Consider the following 16,824-nt stretch of genomic DNA (forward strand, 5'->3'; position numbering starts at 1 on the left):
TCAGCGTTTCTTGCGAACGGCGGTGACCTCGATTTCCACCAGCCAGGCGGGATCGAACAGTCCGGCGACCTGGATGGCGGAACGTGCCGGCACCTTGGGCTGGGCGGGCGTGCCGAAGAACTGGTTGTAGCCATCCATGAAGCCGGCGAAGTCCATGCGTTCGCCTTTCTGCGGATCGGCAACCAGGTACGCCTGCATCTTCACCACGTCACCCATGCCCAGGCCCATGGACTTGAGGGTCTGCTCGATGGACTTGAGGACGCTGATGGTCTGGGTCTTGGTGTCGCCGTACACCGCGGTGGCGCCGGACGGGTCTTTCTGTGGAACGGCGCCGGGCGTCAGCCCGCTGACGTGGATTTCCGAATAGCCCTCGGGCACTTCGACGGCCAGGGCGATGGGGAAGTTGGAGTCCGGCAGCTTGTAGCGGATGACGTCGGCCGCGTGGGCCGGAAGCGTCGCGGCAAGCAGTGCCAGGGTGGGAAGCGCGAGCAGGGATTTGCCCATCATTGAGTCTCCTTGAAAGATGGATAGGGGAGGTCTGGGGAGGGCGGGTCAGCCTTCCTGGTAGACGATGGGCTTGGGCGGCCGCAGCTCCTTGACCTGCTGCTCGGTGATGGTCTGGGTGCTCTTGTTGCCGAAGTGGGTGGCGACATAGTTGGCGACGGCGGCGACCTGGGTGTCGTTCAGGTCCTGGGCGAAGCTGGGCATCCCATGCAGGCCGTTGAGCACGATGGCGGCGGGGTAGTCGGGCGTCGCCAGGCGCGAGTTGCTGGCGAGCTTGGGATACATGCCGGCGCCGCTGTGGGCGCCTTGCCCCTCGGGCATGTGGCAGCCCTGGCAGATCGACTGGTAGAGCACCGCGCCATCGGTGCTGGTGAAGTTGTTGTTATCGTTCTGGAAGATCGCGTCATCCCGGCGGTAAGGGTCCTGGGCGGCGCACACGACGGAGGAGGTCAGGGCCAGCAGGACGGCCGCCAGACTGAGTTTGCTCATGATGTGGGTTCCTGTTCGAAAGGGAATCAACCGACGATCCGCTGGTGCAGTCGTTGAATGGCATCCTGGGCGGAGAGCGCGGCGCCCTCCTGCCAGCCGGGTATGAAGGAGGCGTGCTCGCCAGCCAGCAGGATGCGGCCGTCGATCTGGCACAGGTCGTTGTAGTGCTGCTGGCGCGTCTCTTCAGTCCACAGGCCATAGCAACCGTTGCTCCAGGGCACCCGGTGCCAGCCGACGGTGATGCCGTTGTCGAACTCTTCGTGGTATTGCGGGTGGATCTGCGCGCCGTACTCGAGAACCTTCTTCAGGCGCTCATCGGGCGTCATCGCGGTGAACTTGTAGGAGTCCGCGCCGAAGGTGTAGGCCGCCATCAGAACGCCCTTGCCCGGCCGGTTGATGCCTGCCATCGGGTAGCTGATGCGGTTGATCGGCAGGTTGGTGCGGGTGATGCCGCCGTAGATCCGGTCATCGTCCTCCCAGAAGCGCCGCTTGAACTGGATGCCGGCCTTGAAGGCGGTGTCGTAGGGCACGGCGGCGATGGCGGCTTTCATCTTGTCGCTGACGTTGATGTCGAGCTGGCTGAGGATCGACAGGGGCAGGGTGCAGATGCACCAGTCGGCGCTTGCGTGCAGCGTCTGTCCGGTCTGCAGGTCGGTGTAGGTGGCGGTTACGCCCTTGTCGGTCTGTTCGATCTTGCTGATCTTGGCATTGAAGTGCAGGACCGATTTCAGCTCGCGCTCGAAGGCCCTGGGCAGCATGTCCATGCCGCCGATGGGCTGGAACAGGGAGGTCTGGAACTCATACAGCTGACCCTGGGAGATCGCCGACCACATGCCCGACTTCAGCAGGTCTTCCAGCTTGAGCGGCGTGGAGTACTGCACCGCCGGCATCAGGCCGCCGCCAGGGGCGACCTCGTAGCCACGGCGGGAACTGGAGTCCGGCCCCTTGGCGTAGCGGTAGTTGTTGTCCAGTGCGCCGAAGTCTTTCAACGATTCCAGCAGCATCTGCTGGTCTTCCTTGGTCAGCGGGGAGTCCAGGTGCCCCTGGCCGACCACCTTCGCCAGCATCTCGGCGACGTTGCCCTGGTAGTCGCATTGCACATGGCGCAGCACTTGCGGTTTGCCGCCGAAGGAAGCGCTGTCATGGACGAAGGCGTTGTAGTTGGCCTGGAAGAACGGCTCGATGCCGACCCCCAGCTCCTTGTAGTAGTCCAGCATGGCGTAGTGGTTGTAGGGGATGCGCCACGGGCCGGGATTGATGTACTGGCCTTCGTCGAAGCGGCAGGTCTGCTTGATGCCGCTCAGCTCGGTGAATTCGTCGCCGCCACGGATCGTCCAGGCGCGTCCGCCGGCCTTGGCGTTGTATTCCAGTATCTGCACCTGGTAGCCAGCCTTGCGCAGTTCATAGGCCGACACCAGGCCGGCGATACCGGCGCCAAGAATCAGTACCTTGGCGCCCTTGGGGTTGCCCTGGAGCTTCATCGGGCCTTTGTAGGGCGGCACGGCGGCATAGCCGAGGCTGGTCATGGCCTGGTACAGCACGGCGCCTCCAGCGGCCATGCCGATCATGGACAGCAGTTTGCGCCGAGAAAGTTCAGCGGAGTTGGGCATCTTGGGAGGTACTCGAGTGGGATTTGGACACAGCCACGATGGACATCCGTGGCCACTCCCGGCGGGGCCGGTATCCCTTAATTAGCATCGTCCAATTCAGCAGGGCGCCGCTGAAGGAAGAAGGGGATTCGTCGGAACGAAGTCGAAGAAAAATCATACAGTTAACGTCCTTCAGTGTTGGAGGAATCCCCTGAAATCCGATCAGATCGGATCACCTGCGAAAGGCTCTCTCGAATCCGCCTGCCGGTCATTGCCGGTGGCGGCAGTCCGTCGCCGCCGGACGGCCATTCCTGCGTTGCCTCCGTGCTTTGTTTTTCTGTATTTCCTTTGATATCAATCGATTGAGATGAATTTGAGGAAGTGGCACAGGCCTTGCTAAGTCCATTCCAGCACCGCCGGGAATCCGACCCGGCACTGGAGGAATGCCTTGGACAGAATGCTGTATGTCGCCATGAGCGGCGCGAGCCAGAACACGAAGGCCATGCAGGCTCACGCCAACAACCTGGCGAACATTTCCACGACCGGTTTCCGTCGCGACTTCGAACAGGCGCGCGCCATGCCGGTCTTTGGTGACAGCTTTCCGGCACGCGTCTTCGCCATGAGCGAGCGTCCCGCCACCGACTTCACCACCGGCGCCTTGCAGGAGACCGGCCGTGATCTCGACGTCGCCGCCAAGGGCGACGCCTGGATCGCCGTGCAGGCCCCGGACGGTGGCGAAGCCTACGTCCGCACCGGCAGCCTGGAAATCGACGCCCTCGGCCAGCTGCGCACCGGCGATGGTATGCCGGTCATGGGCAATGGCGGGCCGATCGCGGTTCCTCCGGAAGAGAAGATCGACATCGGCGACGACGGCACCATCACCATCCGCGGCCAGGGCAACAACCCCAACGCGCTGGCCACCATCGACCGCATCAAGCTCGTGTCTCCCGATCCGAAGCAGCTGGAGAAGGGCAGCGATGGCCTCATCCGCATGAAGTCCGGCCAGCCCGCACCGGGCGCCGACGCCAATGCCAGCGTGCAGTCCGGCGTGCTGGAAGCCAGCAACGTGAATGCCGTCGACGAGATGACCTCGATCCTGGCGCTGTCCCGCCAGTTCGAGCTGCACGTGAAGATGATGCGCACCGCCGAGGATGACTCCCAGGCCATGGCGCGTGTTTTGCAATTCAGCTGATAACTCCTGATTACCCATTCGAGGCGCCATGAATCCGGCGCCCGAGGAGAGAAAACATGCTTCCGGCACTTTGGGTCAGCAAGACAGGTCTGTCCGCCCAGGACATGAACCTGACGACCATCTCGAACAACCTGGCGAACGTCTCCACCACGGGCTTCAAGCGCGACCGCGCGGAATTCCAGGACCTGCTGTACCAGATCAAACGTCAGCCCGGCGCCAACTCCACCCAGGACAGCCAGCTGCCTTCGGGCCTGCAACTGGGTACCGGTGTGCGCATCGTCGGCACCCAGAAGAACTTCACCGCCGGCAGCCTGCAGACCACCGACAACCCGCTGGACATGGCCATCAATGGCCGTGGTTTCCTCCAGGTGCTGACTCCGGACGGCACCGTCGCCTACACCCGTGACGGCAGCTTCCACCTGAACTCCGACGGCCAGATCGTCACCTCCAACGGCAACGCCCTGGAGCCGGCCATCGTCGTACCGCCGGAAACCCAGACCTTCACCGTCGGCAACGACGGCACCGTCTCGGTGACCGTGGCCGGCAACGCCACGCCGCAGATCATCGGCAACATCCAGACCGCCGACTTCATCAACCCGGCGGGCCTGCAGGCGACCGGCAACAACCTGTTCCTGGAAACCGCCGCCAGCGGCGCGCCGCAAGTCGGCACTCCGGGCCTGAACGGCCTGGGCACCGTGCTGCAGAACACCCTGGAGAACTCCAACGTCAGCGTGGTGGAAGAGATGGTGAACATGATCACCACCCAGCGCGCCTACGAGATGAACTCCAAGGTGATTTCCACCGCGGACCAGATGCTCTCCTTCGTAACGCAGAACCTTTGATTCACCTGGGCTTCGCCGCCCTGATCCCGTAGTCGCTCTCCCCGAGAGGTAGCTGTAGATGAACCGTTCCCACCTCCTTCCGCTGCTGGCCATCGCCGCGTTGGCAGGGTGCGTGAGCCCTCCGCCCAAGCCGGATGATCCCTATTACGCTCCGGTGCTGCCGCGCACGCCTGCGCCGGTTGCCCAGAACAATGGGTCGATCTACCAGGCCGGGTTCGAGAACAACCTCTACGGCGACCGCAAGGCGTTCCGCATTGGCGACATCATCACCATCACCCTCAACGAGAAGACCCAGGCCAGCAAGAAGGCCAGCTCCGACATCTCCAAGGACAGCAAGACCAAGATGGGCCTGACCTCGATGTTCGGCAGCGGCCTGACCACCAACAATCCGGTGGGCGGCGGCGACCTCAGCCTCAGCGCCGAATACGGCGGCTCGCGCGATGCCAAGGGCGATAGCCAGGCGGGGCAGAGCAACAGCCTGAGTGGCTCGGTCACCGTCACCGTGGCGGACGTCATGCCCAACGGCATCCTCGCCGTGCGCGGCGAGAAGTGGATGACCCTGAATACCGGCAACGAGCTGGTTCGCATCGCCGGGCTGATCCGCGCCGACGACATCGCCACCGACAACACCGTGCCGTCCACCCGCGTGGCCGATGCGCGCATCACCTACTCGGGCACCGGTGCGTTCGCCGATGCGAGCCAGCCGGGCTGGTTCGATCGCTTCTTCCTCAGCCCGCTGTTCCCGTTCTGAGGGTGATGACGATGATGGCCTCTGGAAAAACGTTGGTAGCGATCGCGGACAAAGTCCGCTCCTACGTCATGGTGGTGTTCTGTGCAGTGGTCATGGTGCCGGTGGCGCAGGCTGAGCGGCTGAAAGACATCGCCACCATCCAGGGCGTGCGCAACAACCAGTTGATCGGCTACGGCCTGGTCGTCGGCCTCAATGGCTCCGGCGACCAGACCACCCAGACGCCGTTCACCCTGCAGACCTTCAACAACATGCTGGCGCAGTTCGGCATCAAGGTGCCGGCGGGCTCGGGCAACGTGCAGCTGAAGAACGTCGCCGCGGTGTCCATCCACGCCGACCTGCCGCCGTTCGCCAAGCCGGGCCAGGTCATCGACATCACCGTGTCTTCCATCGGTAACGCCAAGAGCCTGCGCGGCGGCAGCCTGCTGATGACCCAGCTCAAGGGTATCGACGGCCAGACCTACGCCATCGCCCAGGGCAACCTGGTGGTCGGCGGCTTCGACGCCGAAGGCCGCGACGGTTCGAAGATCACTGTCAACGTTCCGTCGGCCGGTCGCATTCCCGGTGGCGCCACCGTCGAGCGCGCGGTACCGAGTGGCTTCGACCAGGGCAACACCCTGACCCTGAACCTCAATCGCCCGGACTTCACCACCGCCAAGCACATCGTCGACCGCATCAACGAACTGCTCGGCCCGGGTGTCGCCCAGGCCGTCGACGGTGGCTCGGTGCGTGTCAGCGCGCCGCTGGACCCGAACCAGCGCGTGGACTACATGTCCGTGCTGGAGAACCTCGACGTGCAGGCCGGCGAAGCCGTGGCCAAGGTCATCATCAACTCGCGCACCGGCACCATCGTGATCGGCCAGAACGTGCGCGTGTCGCCGGCCGCCGTGACCCACGGCAGCCTGACCGTGACCATCACCGAAGACCCCATCGTCAGCCAGCCCGGCCCGTTCTCCAACGGTCAGACCGCCGTGGTGCCGCGCTCGCGGGTGAATGCCGACCAGGAAGCCAAGCCGATGTTCAAGTTCGGCCCGGGCACCACGCTGGATGAAATCGTACGCGCCGTTAACCAGGTGGGCGCCGCGCCCAGCGACCTGATGGCGATCCTCGAAGCCCTGAAACAGGCCGGCGCGCTGCAAGCCGACCTGATCGTGATCTGAGGACGTCGCCGTGGACGCCAAACTGCTTTCCGCCAGCACCAATGGTTCCAGCTCCGGGTCCTACACCGACCTCAATCGCCTGTCGGCGCTGAAGACCGGTTCGTCCCGCGATAGCGCAGGGAATATCCGCAAGGTCGCCCAGGAATTCGAATCGCTGTTCATGAACGAGATGCTGAAATCCATGCGCTCGGCCAACGAGGTGTTCGCCAAGGACAACCCGATGAACAGCGAGGCGGCCAAGCAGTACCAGGACATGTACGACCACCAGCTGTCCGTGTCCCTGGCGACCCAGGGCCACGGCATCGGCCTGGCCGACGTGCTGGTCAAGCAGATGGAGAAGATGCAGGGCGTGCGCCACACCGGCAACAACCCCTTCGCCCAGACCGGCGCGCAGGTGGCCGGCGATGCATCCCAGGCAGCGACTGCCAGCGTGGCGACCTCCGACCGGCAGAAGACCCGCAGCGTGTTTGCCTCCAACGGCAAGGCCTTGCCGCAACCCGAAGCTGGCCGAGACGATCGCCAGGCGCTGAATTCGCGCCGCCTTGCGCTGCCGGGCAAGCTCGCCCAGCGCATCGCCGCCGGCCTGGTGCCGGGCGCCGAGGCTGGCAATGCCGTGGCATCCACCGCCAATCAGCCGGCGCAGCTGGCCAGCAACGACTGGCGCGGCAGCCGCGCCTACACCCGGCAGATCGACACCACCGTGCCGGTCACCGACGTGGATACCTCGTCGATTTCCACCAAGCCGGGCAAGTCGATGTTTGCCTCCGCCGACGACTTCATCAACACCATGCTGCCGATGGCCGAACGCGCGGCCAAGCGCATCGGCGTCGACCCCCGCTACCTGGTGGCCCAGGCCGCGCTGGAAACCGGCTGGGGCAAGAAGATGATCGCCCAGCGCGACGGCAGCAGCAGCCACAACCTGTTCGGCATCAAGAGCGGTTCGAGCTGGAAGGGCGATTCGGCCCGTGCGACCACCAGCGAGTACGAGAACGGCAAGCAGGTCAAGGAAGTGGCGTCGTTCCGCGCCTACAACTCCTTCGAGCAGAGCTTCCAGGATTACGTCAGCTTCCTGCAGAACAACGATCGCTATCAGGGCGCGCTGGATTCCGCCGCGCGCCCGGACCAATTCATGAAGGAGTTGCAACGCGCCGGCTACGCCACCGACCCGCAGTACGCACGGAAGGTGAACCAGATCGCCAAGCAGATGCAGGTCTACCAGACCGTGGCGATGGCAGACGCCCCGACCCGCGCACTTTGAATGGACTGCTCTAAGGAAAGCCCATGAGCCTCTTATCCATCGGACTGTCCGGCCTCAACGCCTCGCAAACGGCGCTGAGCACCACCGGCAACAACATCACCAACGTCAACACCGCTGGCTACACCCGCCAGCAGTCGGTGCAGGGGACCTCTGCCTCGCAGTTCGCCGGGCAGTACTACGTCGGTACCGGCACCACGGTGCAGGACGTTCGCCGGATGTACAGCGAGTTCCTGGCCAACCAGCTGCGCGGCGCGACCTCGGTGAACAGCGATGCGCAGACCTACCTGTCGCAGGTCAACCAGATCGATTCGCTGCTGTCCGATAGCACCACCGGCCTTTCCAAGGTGATGCAGAATTTCTTCGCCTCGCTGCAGACCGCCGCGGCCACGCCGACCGATGCCGCGTCCCGGCAACTGGTACTGACCCAGGCGGGCAACCTGGCGCAGCGCTTCAACTCCATCTCCACCCAGCTGGGCACCCAGAACAGCTACGTCAATACGCAGATGGACAGCCTGGCCGGACAGGTCAGCGACCTGGCCAAGACCGTCGCCCAGTACAACCAGGCGATCACCGCGGCCCAGGCCAGCGGCGCCAGCGTCAACGACCTGCTGGACAAGCGCGACCAGGCGGTGGTGCAACTGTCCGACATGGTCGGCGTCAGCGTGGTCAAGCAGGGCAGCAACTACAACCTCTACCTGGGGTCCGGCCAGCCGCTGGTGGTGGGCAGCAACGCCTCCACCCTGACCGCCGGACCGAGCGCCAACAACCCGTCGCAGTTCAGCCTGAGCCTGAGTTCCGGCAGCTCGACCATGGACGTCACCTCGGTGGTTACCGGCGGCCAGATGGGCGGCCTGCTGCGCTATCGCAGCGACGTGCTGGACAGCACCCAGAACGAACTGGGGCGCATGGCAGTCGTCCTCGCCGATACCTTCAACAGCCAGCTGGCCCAGGGCCTGGACCTCAACGGCAACTTCGGCGCCCAGCTGTTCAAGGACATCAACGACGCCAGCGTCATCGGCAATCGCAGCCTGGCCAATACGCACAACACCGGGACCGGCAATCTCAACGTCAACATCACCGACAGCAGCGCGCTGACCACCAGCGACTACGAGGTGACCTTCACCTCCGCCACCGGCTACACCATCAAGCGTTCCTCCGATGGCACGGTGATGGGCACCGGCGATCTGAACGACAACCCGCCCAAGCAATTCGACGGGTTCAGCATCAGCAAGCAGAGCGTCGGCACGGTCCAGGCCGGTGACCGCTTCACCGTGATGCCCACGCGCACCGCGGCGGCCGACATCTCGGTGACCATGACCGACTCCAACCGCCTGGCCTTTGCCTCGGCGGTGACCGCCAGCACCACCACCGGCAACAAAGGCAGCGGCACCATCAGCGGCACCAGCCTGACCAGCAAGCTGGACGCCAGCAACAGCACCGCGATGGCCGCAGCGGTCAAGGCCGGCCTGCCGGTGAAACTGGTCTTCGACGCCGCCAGCGGCGGCACCCAGGGCTACACGATCTACGATTCGGCCGGCAACTCGCTGGGCACCGGCAACATCGTGCCGGGGCAGAGCAACGAACTCAGCATCACCGTGCCGGGCACGCCGCCGTTCACCTTCGAGACCACCATCGGTGGCTACCCGGGGAAGGGCGACAGTTTCTCCGTGGCCTTCAACAGCGATGGCGACGCCGACAACACCAACGCGCAGAAACTGATCGACCTGCAGACCGCCAAGACCGTTGGCAGCGGCACTGGCAGCGGCAGCGGAATGAGCCTGACCGGCGCCTACAGCAGCCTGACCGAAACCGTCGGCGCTACCGCCAACCAGGCCAAGCTGGACGCCACCGCCACCGAGGCGGTCCTGACCCAGGCGCAAGGCACCCGCGACTCGCTGTCGGCGGTGAACCTCGACGAAGAGGCCGCCAACCTGGTGAAGTTCCAGCAGTACTACACGGCCTCCGCGCAGATCATCAAGACCGCGCAGACGCTCTTCGACACTTTGATCAACAACATCTGAGGAGGCTGAAATGGTTGTGCGAATTTCCACCCCGCAGATCTTCAATTCCAACATCGACAACTACAACCGTGGCTATTCCAGCCTGGCCAAGTTGCAGGAGCAGATCTCCAGCGGCACGCGCATCCAGACGCCCGCCGACGATCCCGTCGGTGCCGCGCGCCTGCTGCAGCTGGAGCAACAGCAGGCGCTGCTGACCCAGTACGCCGGCAACATGACCAGCGCGACCAACAGCCTGAACCAGGAACAGAGCGTCCTCGACTCCATCACCAATGCCCTGCAGCGCGCCCGCGAACTGACGCTGCGCGCCGGCGATGGCTCGATGACCGACGAGGATCGTGGCGCCCTCAGCGACGAGCTGGGGCAGATCCAGCAGCAACTGCTGACCCTGATGAACAGCAAGGACGCCAGCGGCAACTACCTGTTCTCCGGCAGCAAGAGCACCGTGCAGCCCTTCGTACAGAACGCCGATGGCAGCTTCAGCTACCAGGGCGACCAGAGCTCGCTGAAGCTGCAGATCTCCGACAACCTGCAGATGTCGACCAACGACAACGGCTGGAGCATCTTCGAGATGGCCGCCAATGCCAGTCGCACCCTCAGTTCGGTGACCAACAACCCGAACGCGGACGGGCAGCAGCGGGTGTTCCTGTCCCAGGGCACGGTGACCAACGACAGCAGCTACAACGCCAGCTTCCGTGACGACGCGCCCTACACGCTGAAGGTGCTCAACGGCACCCAGTACCAGATCCTCGACAAGAACGGCAACGACGTCACCAGCGAAGCCACCACCAACGGCACCTACGACGCGACGTCTACCGACAGCAACGCGATCAACTTCCGTGGCTCGCAATTCCAGCTGGATGTCTCGCTGCAGAAGACCGACGACGCCAGCACCATGGACACGCTGGTCGGTGGCTACAGCTTCAGCTTCGGTACCGCGACGGACAGCCTCTCGGTCAAGCGCAACGCCACCAACACCTCGATGGCGCAGATCACCTCGGCCACGGTGAGCAACAACACCGCCTACACCACGCAGTTCCCCAGCAATGGCGTGCAGCTCAAGTTCACCAGCGCCACCGCCTACGAGGTCTATGCGCTGCCCACCAGCCAGGGCGCCACGCCGCTGTCCACCGGCACGCTGGGCGCGACCTTCCCGCAGACCGTGACCGTCGCCGGCGTCGACATGAGCATCAGCGCAGCGCCCGCAGCCGGGGACCAGTTCAGCGTCACCGCCAGCTCGCCGGAGCGGCAGAACATCCTCAATACCATCGGTGACCTGCGCAAGGCGCTGGATACCTCCACGGCCGGCAACCCACAGGCGCAGCTGAACATTCGCAACATGGTCGCCACCGCCGTGACCAACCTGGACAACGCCAGCAACCAGGTGCTCTCGACCCAGTCGTCGATCGGCGCGCGGCTGAACACCATCGACGTGCTCACCCAGGAGAACCAGAGCCTGGCGCTGACCAACACCACCACCCAGTCGTCGATCCGCGATACCGACATGGCCGCGGCGACTTCGCAACTGGTGCTGCAGCAGACCATGCTCGAAGCCGCCCAGGCGGCGTTCGCGCGAATCAGTCAACTGAGCCTGTTCAACAAGCTGTGAGATTTTTGGGGGAGTAACGAGAGTGGCGACACTGGAAGAACTGGCCGCGTTCTGGAACGAAGAAGGCCTGAGCCACGTCATCCCGGAAGTGGGCGGCGAGTTTCCCGAAGGCTTCGACGTGCGGGCAATGCTCGGGCAGATCATCGACGAGCGTGATGGCGTGCTTGAGGTGGGTTGCGGTTATGGCCGGCTGTGCCGGGCGTTCGCGCCGGAGCATTACCTGGGCGTGGACGTCAACGTCTCGGCGGTCGAGGCGGCGCGCAAGAATCATCCGGGCTACCGCTTCGAATGTATCGAGCCGGGCGCCGAACTGCCGCGCAGTGGCACGGCCCTGATCTACACCGTGGCCTGCCACATTCCCGTTGGTGAGCTGGCGCGATTTCTGGCTCCAATCTGCGCAGCCGCGGAGCGCGTGGTGATCGGTGAGGTGATGGATGAGCGCTGGCGCCGCGACGGCAACCCGCCGATCTTCAACCGCGATCCGGAAGCCTACGTGGGCGCCATGCTGCGCCAGGGCTTCGAGCTGGAGCGCTACGGCAAGGCGGTCTACCAGCGCTACGACGTGCCGGCCTTCAACGTTGGCCGCGACGTACGCCTGACGGTCCACGTCTACCGCCGCGCGCAGTGACCCCGGCAGGGGCCACCGCGCGCTCGCGCATCAGGCCTCGGCGGCCAGCAGGTAGTTGGTGCTGAGGTTGTACTCGAAGCTGCGCACCACGCGATACGCGTTGCGTTGTGCCCAGTCGAGCAGGGCAGGGCGGTTGTCGTTCAGGGCCCGGACCAGGATCAGCGGACGATTGGCGCCGATCAGTTGCCGCGCGCCGCGCAGCACCGCCAGTTCGTATCCGCGCCGATCGATGCGCAACAGCTCGCAGCCGGCGTCCGGCAGCAGGTCGTCGAGGGCCGCGCCGGCGGGCTGGATGTAGTCCTTCAATTCCATGCGGCCGAACAGGGCTTCGCTCTCGTCGGGATTATTGCGCCCGGCGCCGACGGCGATGCCGTGGGCGCGGAAGTGCTCAGCGTCCAGTGCGTTGAGGCGCAGGTTGTAATCGAGAAACTCCGCCAGCTCCGGTTCCGCCTCGAAGCTGTCCAGGCTCGCTGCGCCACCGATCAGGGTCAGGACCAGCGCATAGCTGCCGATGTGCCCGCCCACTTCCACCACGCGCGCCTCGGGCGGCAGGTGGCGCAGCGTCTCTTCCAGTTCGTCGAGGTCGTGCAGGCGTTCGCTGGCCAACAGTGCCTGCAGCGGGTCGAGGGTATTGCTCAGGCGCAAGGCCAGTGAGGTCTGCGCGTAGGGAATCGCAGCAACCACCTCGTTGTCGCGGCAGAAGGCCGAGAACACCCGGTTGATCGCCTGGCGCCAGTCGCCGCCGTGGGCCGAACGCGGGCCGCCGGAATGCTGTCCGCGGACATTGAGGAACAGCGGCGTGTCGATCTTCACGCAGCGGCGCTCCTTCCACAGGCGCAGGTAGTAATCGAAGTCCTCGCCGGTATCCATGTCCGTATCGAAGGGTGTAGCCGCCGCGACGTCCTGGCGAACGAAGTGGCCCATCTGCAGGGTCAGGTAGGGATCGTTGAGCAGCACCTGTTCCAGGTTGTCGATCGGGCTGATCTGCCCCTCGCGGCGCTGCGCCTGGCCGGCCTGCAGGTCGGCGACATAGATGGTGCCCCAGATCGCGTCGTGGTCCTCCAGCAGAGGCGCGGCATCGACGAATGCGGTGGGGCACATCAGGTCGTCGGCATCGAGGAAGAACAGCCACTCGATCCCGCGCTCGCCGGCTTCGCGCACCGCCAGGTTGCGGGCGTGGGAGCGGCCCAGGCGGCCCTGGGTGTCGTCCATTTCCAGCACCTGCACTTCGTCGAAGGCGCCCAGGCCGTTGGCCACGGCACGGGCCACGGAGTCCTTGGCGCGGCCGGCGAGTTCCTGGTGCCCCGGGCCGATCGGCATGATGACGCAACACTTCATGGTGATTTCCTGCCTTCGCTCTAGTGGGTTTTGCTGTCTTGCAGTTGCTCGGCGACACGGGCCAGCGTGGCCCGCCATTCGTTCAGTACCGGGTTGCGCACGCGCTGCACGCTCGGGTACCAGTAGCTGGGACCTTCCTGCAGCCCCCAGCGCCAGTTGGGATTGAGTTGGAGCAGCATGTAGGTGGGCACGCCCAGCGCACCGGCCAGGTGGACGGTGGTGTTGTCGATGCTGACCACCGCTTCCAGCGCACAGAGCTGCGCGGCCTGGCGGTCCATGTCGTGCAGCGGATCGACGCTGTCGTCGTTGTAGATGTCGAAGCCGTTGGCGCGGGCCTCTTCGCGTTCCGCGCGGGTGTCGCCGTATTGCAGGTTGATCAGTTGCACGTCCGGCAGCGCGGCCAGTACGCCGAGGTCGGCGATGGGGATGCGTCGGCTCTGCTTCTCGTTGGACACGCTGGTGCCGCCGCGCCAGGACACGCCGATCAGGCGCTTGCCGGGGAAACGCCGACGATAGTCCGCGCGAATTTCCTCGACCATCGCCGGATCTGCGGACAGGTAATGCGGCTCGCGCGGGAAGCTTTCCAGGTTGGGGCGCAGCAGTGCCGGCAGGCTGCCCATGGGAATCTGGTAGTCGCTGCGTGGCCAGGTCTGCCGGTGCATGACCTGCGCGCCGTCCTTTGCGGTGCCCTGCAGCTCGCGGCGGACGAACTGGATCTGCGGGAAGCTGCGGCTGAAGAGGGCGTCCAGACGCTCGTAGATTTCGTAGTGGACGGTGCTGCCCAGTTGCGCCAGTTCACCCAGCAGGCTGGCGAACATGATGTGGTCGCCGATGCCCTGTTCGGCCCACACCAGCAAGGTCTTGCCGTCCAGCGGCTCGCCTTGCCAGCGTGGGATGGAGAAGTGCTGCTGGTGTTCCTTCTGCACTTCCGCCCAGCGCCATTCGTAGTGCTGCCAGCCGGGGCCGAACTCACCCAGGCGCAGCATCAGCAGGGCCAGGTTGTTGTGGGTGGCGACATGCTGCGGGTCGAGGCGCAGTACCTTGGCGTAGGCGTCGAAGGCTTCCTTGTAGCGCGCCACCTGCTCCTGGGCCACCGCGAAGTTGAAGTTGAGCGGCACGCTGTCGGGGGCCTGTTCGAGGCCCAGGGTGCAGCAGGCGATGCTCTCGTGGAAGCGCCCGGTGTTGTAGTAGAGCTGTGCCAGCAGGTTCAGTACCTGGGTCTGGTCCACCGGGGGTAACGGCCGCTCCAGAGTCTGCAGGATCAACCGCTCAGCCTCGTCATGGGCCTCGATGCGGTTGAGGGCGGACAGCAGCAGCTTGAGGCGCCAGACATTCGGCACCGCCTCGTACCACCGCTGTGCGTTCACCAGGTTGCCGTTGAAACGGGGGCGCTTGGCCAGCTCTTCAAACAGCAGGCTGTCGATGCGCTCGTCGAATGCAGATGACAGTGCTCGCTCGACGTGTGCCTGTGCCTCTTCTTCGCGATCCCGCCCCAGCAGCAGGGCGGCCAAGTGGGCATGGCCAAGAGCGAGGTCGGGCATCAACTTGAGCAACTGCTGATAGAGAGGAATCTTGCGGTCGTCATCACCGAGCCGCTCGGCCTCCTCGAGGGCGCGGGCGATGCGCTGGGTCTCGGCCTGGTGCTGGGATGTATGCATGGACGGTTGCCTTGAAGTGACGTTGCCTTGACGGATTGGGCTGCGGTTGCAAGAAGAGGGCCATGGCGCTTGCGCAAGGGCTTTTGAAAAAAATCCAAAAAAAAACTAAAGCCCCGCCGCTCGACGACGATAACCCTAACGAAGGTTCTCCACGCCACTTCGGGCAGTTGCCAGGGCTGGGAGCCACATAGCCCAAATTACGAGGATCTCGTCATGGCACTTACCGTTAACACGAACATTGCCTCGCTCTCCGTTCAAAAGAACCTGAGCAAGGCTGCTGGCTCCCTCTCCAACTCGATGACTCGCCTGTCCACCGGCCTGCGCATCAACAGTGCCAAAGACGACGCCGCCGGCTCGCAGATCTCCAACCGTCTGACCAGCCAGGTCAAAGGCCTTGACGTAGCCGTCAAGAACGCCCAGGACGCCAACTCCATCGCCCAGGCCGCCGAAGGCGCCCTGCAGGAATCCACCAACATCCTGCAGCGTATGCGTGAACTGTCCCTGCAGTCGGCCAACGGCTCGAACAGCTCCGAAGACCAGAGCTCGCTGAACCAGGAGTTCAAGTCGCTGACCGCTGAACTGACCCGTATCTCCAAGACCACCACCTTCGGTGGCGGTACCTCCGGCATCAAGCTGCTCGACGGCTCCGCTGGCACCAACGGCACCCTGACCTTCCAGGTCGGCGCCAACGCCAACGAAACCATCAGCTTCAGCCTGGGTGACATGGGCGCCAACGCCCTGAAAGGCTCCTCCGCCCTGGCCTCGGCCAACGTGACCCTGACCACCGCGCTGGCCTCGGCGAACGCCGTGACCGCCACTGCCGGTACCATGGTGATCGACGGCACCACCGTCAACATCGCCAAGGGTTCGAACACCAAGGACATCATCAGCGCCATCAACACCAACGTCAGCGGCGTGACTGCAACCACCGGCACCAACGGCACCGGTATCGTCCTGCACTCGGGCAGCCAGATCGTGGTCAGCGCGGGTACCGGCGCCACTGCAGCCACCGCTGCTACCACCGCTACCGTTTCCTCGTCCTTCACCGTGCAGCAGCTGGACATCACCACTGCCAAAGGTGCTCAGTCGGCTACCCAGGTGATCGACGCCGCGCTGAAGCAGATCGATACCCAGCGTTCCGCTCTGGGTGCTGTAGAGAACCGCCTGGACAGCACCATCTCCAACCTGCAGAACGTGTCGCAGAACGCCACCGCCGCACGCTCCACCATCCAGGACGTGGACTTCGCTTCGGAAACGGCCGAAATGACCAAGCAGCAAACCCTGCAACAGGCCGCCACCGCGGTTCTGGCCCAGGCCAACCAGCTGCCCTCGGGCGTCCTGAAGCTCCTGCAGTAACAGGGTCTGACGGTAAAAAAAACGGAAGGAAGGGCGCCCAGCGCCCTTCCTTGCTTTGCGTGTGGAGGGTAAAACCTGATGGATACCAGCCTCGGAATCAACAACCTGCGCCCGGTCGATACCGCCAGCGTGGGTGGCAAGCCGGCCAGCGGCAACAGCTTGCCGCAAAGCGCCAAGCAATCGCCGGCCGTCAACGGTCAACGCAAGCTGGACGAAGCGGTCAATCGTCTGCGCGAGCAGGCCCAGTCGGTGCAGCGCAACCTGGAGTTCTCGGTGGACGAAGCCAGCGGCGAGACCGTGGTCAAGGTCGTGGCCTCCGACACTGGCGAGATCATCCGGCAGATTCCTTCGGAAGTTGCTCTGAAGTTGGCAGAAAGCCTGAAGGAAGCGGGTAATCTGTTGTTCAGCGAACGCGCGTAGCTTCTGGCGCGATTC

Annotated in this window: 15 protein-coding genes; 10 read left to right on the forward strand and 5 right to left on the reverse strand. The window is 64.5% G+C overall.

Features of this window, described 5'->3' with window-relative positions:
- The 3 genes from JVX91_RS13920 to JVX91_RS13930 are packed head-to-tail and all read right to left on the reverse strand — an operon-like array spanning nt 1 to nt 2,603.
- Nucleotides 1-504, reverse strand: coding sequence for a RidA family protein (locus JVX91_RS13920; protein ID WP_205340009.1), 504 nt, complete (start codon nt 502-504; stop codon nt 1-3).
- Between the two features lie 48 nt (nt 505-552).
- Nucleotides 553-993 (reverse strand): cytochrome c, encoded by a 441-nt coding sequence (locus JVX91_RS13925; protein WP_205339751.1) that lies wholly within the window; start codon nt 991-993, stop codon nt 553-555.
- Nucleotides 994-1,019: 26 nt separating this feature from the next.
- Complete coding sequence (locus tag JVX91_RS13930) at nt 1,020-2,603, reverse strand: flavin monoamine oxidase family protein (RefSeq protein ID WP_205339752.1); 1,584 nt, start codon at nt 2,601-2,603, stop codon at nt 1,020-1,022.
- A gap of 427 nt (nt 2,604-3,030) precedes the next feature.
- On the opposite strand from JVX91_RS13930, the gene flgF reads away from it, so the two are divergent.
- The 8 genes from flgF to JVX91_RS13970 are packed head-to-tail and all read left to right on the forward strand — an operon-like array spanning nt 3,031 to nt 12,037.
- Nucleotides 3,031-3,774 carry a flagellar basal-body rod protein FlgF gene (gene flgF / locus JVX91_RS13935; RefSeq protein WP_205339753.1) on the forward strand — a complete coding sequence of 248 codons (744 nt, stop codon included), beginning with the start codon at nt 3,031-3,033 and terminating at the stop codon, nt 3,772-3,774.
- A gap of 56 nt (nt 3,775-3,830) precedes the next feature.
- On the forward strand, nt 3,831-4,616 hold the full coding sequence (gene flgG, locus JVX91_RS13940) for a flagellar basal-body rod protein FlgG (RefSeq protein WP_205339754.1): 786 nt from the start codon (nt 3,831-3,833) through the stop codon (nt 4,614-4,616).
- A gap of 58 nt (nt 4,617-4,674) precedes the next feature.
- Nucleotides 4,675-5,367 (forward strand): flagellar basal body L-ring protein FlgH, encoded by a 693-nt coding sequence (gene flgH, locus JVX91_RS13945; protein ID WP_205339755.1) that lies wholly within the window; start codon nt 4,675-4,677, stop codon nt 5,365-5,367.
- Nucleotides 5,368-5,381: 14 nt separating this feature from the next.
- Nucleotides 5,382-6,524: a flagellar basal body P-ring protein FlgI gene (locus JVX91_RS13950; RefSeq protein WP_205340010.1), complete on the forward strand. Its 1,143-nt coding sequence runs from the start codon at nt 5,382-5,384 to the stop codon at nt 6,522-6,524.
- A gap of 10 nt (nt 6,525-6,534) precedes the next feature.
- Nucleotides 6,535-7,782 (forward strand): flagellar assembly peptidoglycan hydrolase FlgJ, encoded by a 1,248-nt coding sequence (gene flgJ / locus JVX91_RS13955; protein ID WP_205339756.1) that lies wholly within the window; start codon nt 6,535-6,537, stop codon nt 7,780-7,782.
- 23 nt (nt 7,783-7,805) lie between these two features.
- Nucleotides 7,806-9,803: a flagellar hook-associated protein FlgK gene (gene flgK / locus JVX91_RS13960; RefSeq protein WP_205339757.1), complete on the forward strand. Its 1,998-nt coding sequence runs from the start codon at nt 7,806-7,808 to the stop codon at nt 9,801-9,803.
- Nucleotides 9,804-9,813: 10 nt separating this feature from the next.
- A complete protein-coding gene (locus JVX91_RS13965) occupies nt 9,814-11,409 on the forward strand; it encodes a flagellar hook-associated protein 3 (protein ID WP_240201740.1) in 1,596 nt (531 codons plus the stop codon).
- 22 nt (nt 11,410-11,431) lie between these two features.
- Entirely contained in the window at nt 11,432-12,037 is a 606-nt protein-coding gene (locus JVX91_RS13970; RefSeq protein WP_205339758.1) for a class I SAM-dependent methyltransferase, read from the forward strand.
- 30 nt (nt 12,038-12,067) lie between these two features.
- On the opposite strand, the gene JVX91_RS13975 is transcribed toward JVX91_RS13970, so the two are convergent.
- Nucleotides 12,068-13,375, reverse strand: a complete 1,308-nt coding sequence (locus JVX91_RS13975; RefSeq protein WP_205339759.1) for an FkbM family methyltransferase — start codon at nt 13,373-13,375, stop codon at nt 12,068-12,070.
- A gap of 20 nt (nt 13,376-13,395) precedes the next feature.
- The gene (locus JVX91_RS13980) at nt 13,396-15,033 is read right to left on the reverse strand and encodes a tetratricopeptide repeat protein (protein ID WP_205339760.1); all 1,638 of its coding nucleotides are present in this window, start codon (nt 15,031-15,033) and stop codon (nt 13,396-13,398) included.
- A 213-nt stretch (nt 15,034-15,246) separates the two neighbouring features.
- On the opposite strand from JVX91_RS13980, the gene JVX91_RS13985 reads away from it, so the two are divergent.
- Nucleotides 15,247-16,389, forward strand: a complete 1,143-nt coding sequence (locus JVX91_RS13985) for a flagellin (protein ID WP_205339761.1) — start codon at nt 15,247-15,249, stop codon at nt 16,387-16,389.
- A 78-nt stretch (nt 16,390-16,467) separates the two neighbouring features.
- Entirely contained in the window at nt 16,468-16,809 is a 342-nt protein-coding gene (locus JVX91_RS13990; RefSeq protein ID WP_205339762.1) for a flagellar protein FlaG, read from the forward strand.
- The last annotated feature ends 15 nt before the right edge of the window (nt 16,810-16,824 follow it).

The sequence above is a fragment of the Pseudomonas sp. PDNC002 genome, from assembly GCF_016919445.1.
Lineage (GTDB): Bacteria > Pseudomonadota > Gammaproteobacteria > Pseudomonadales > Pseudomonadaceae > Pseudomonas.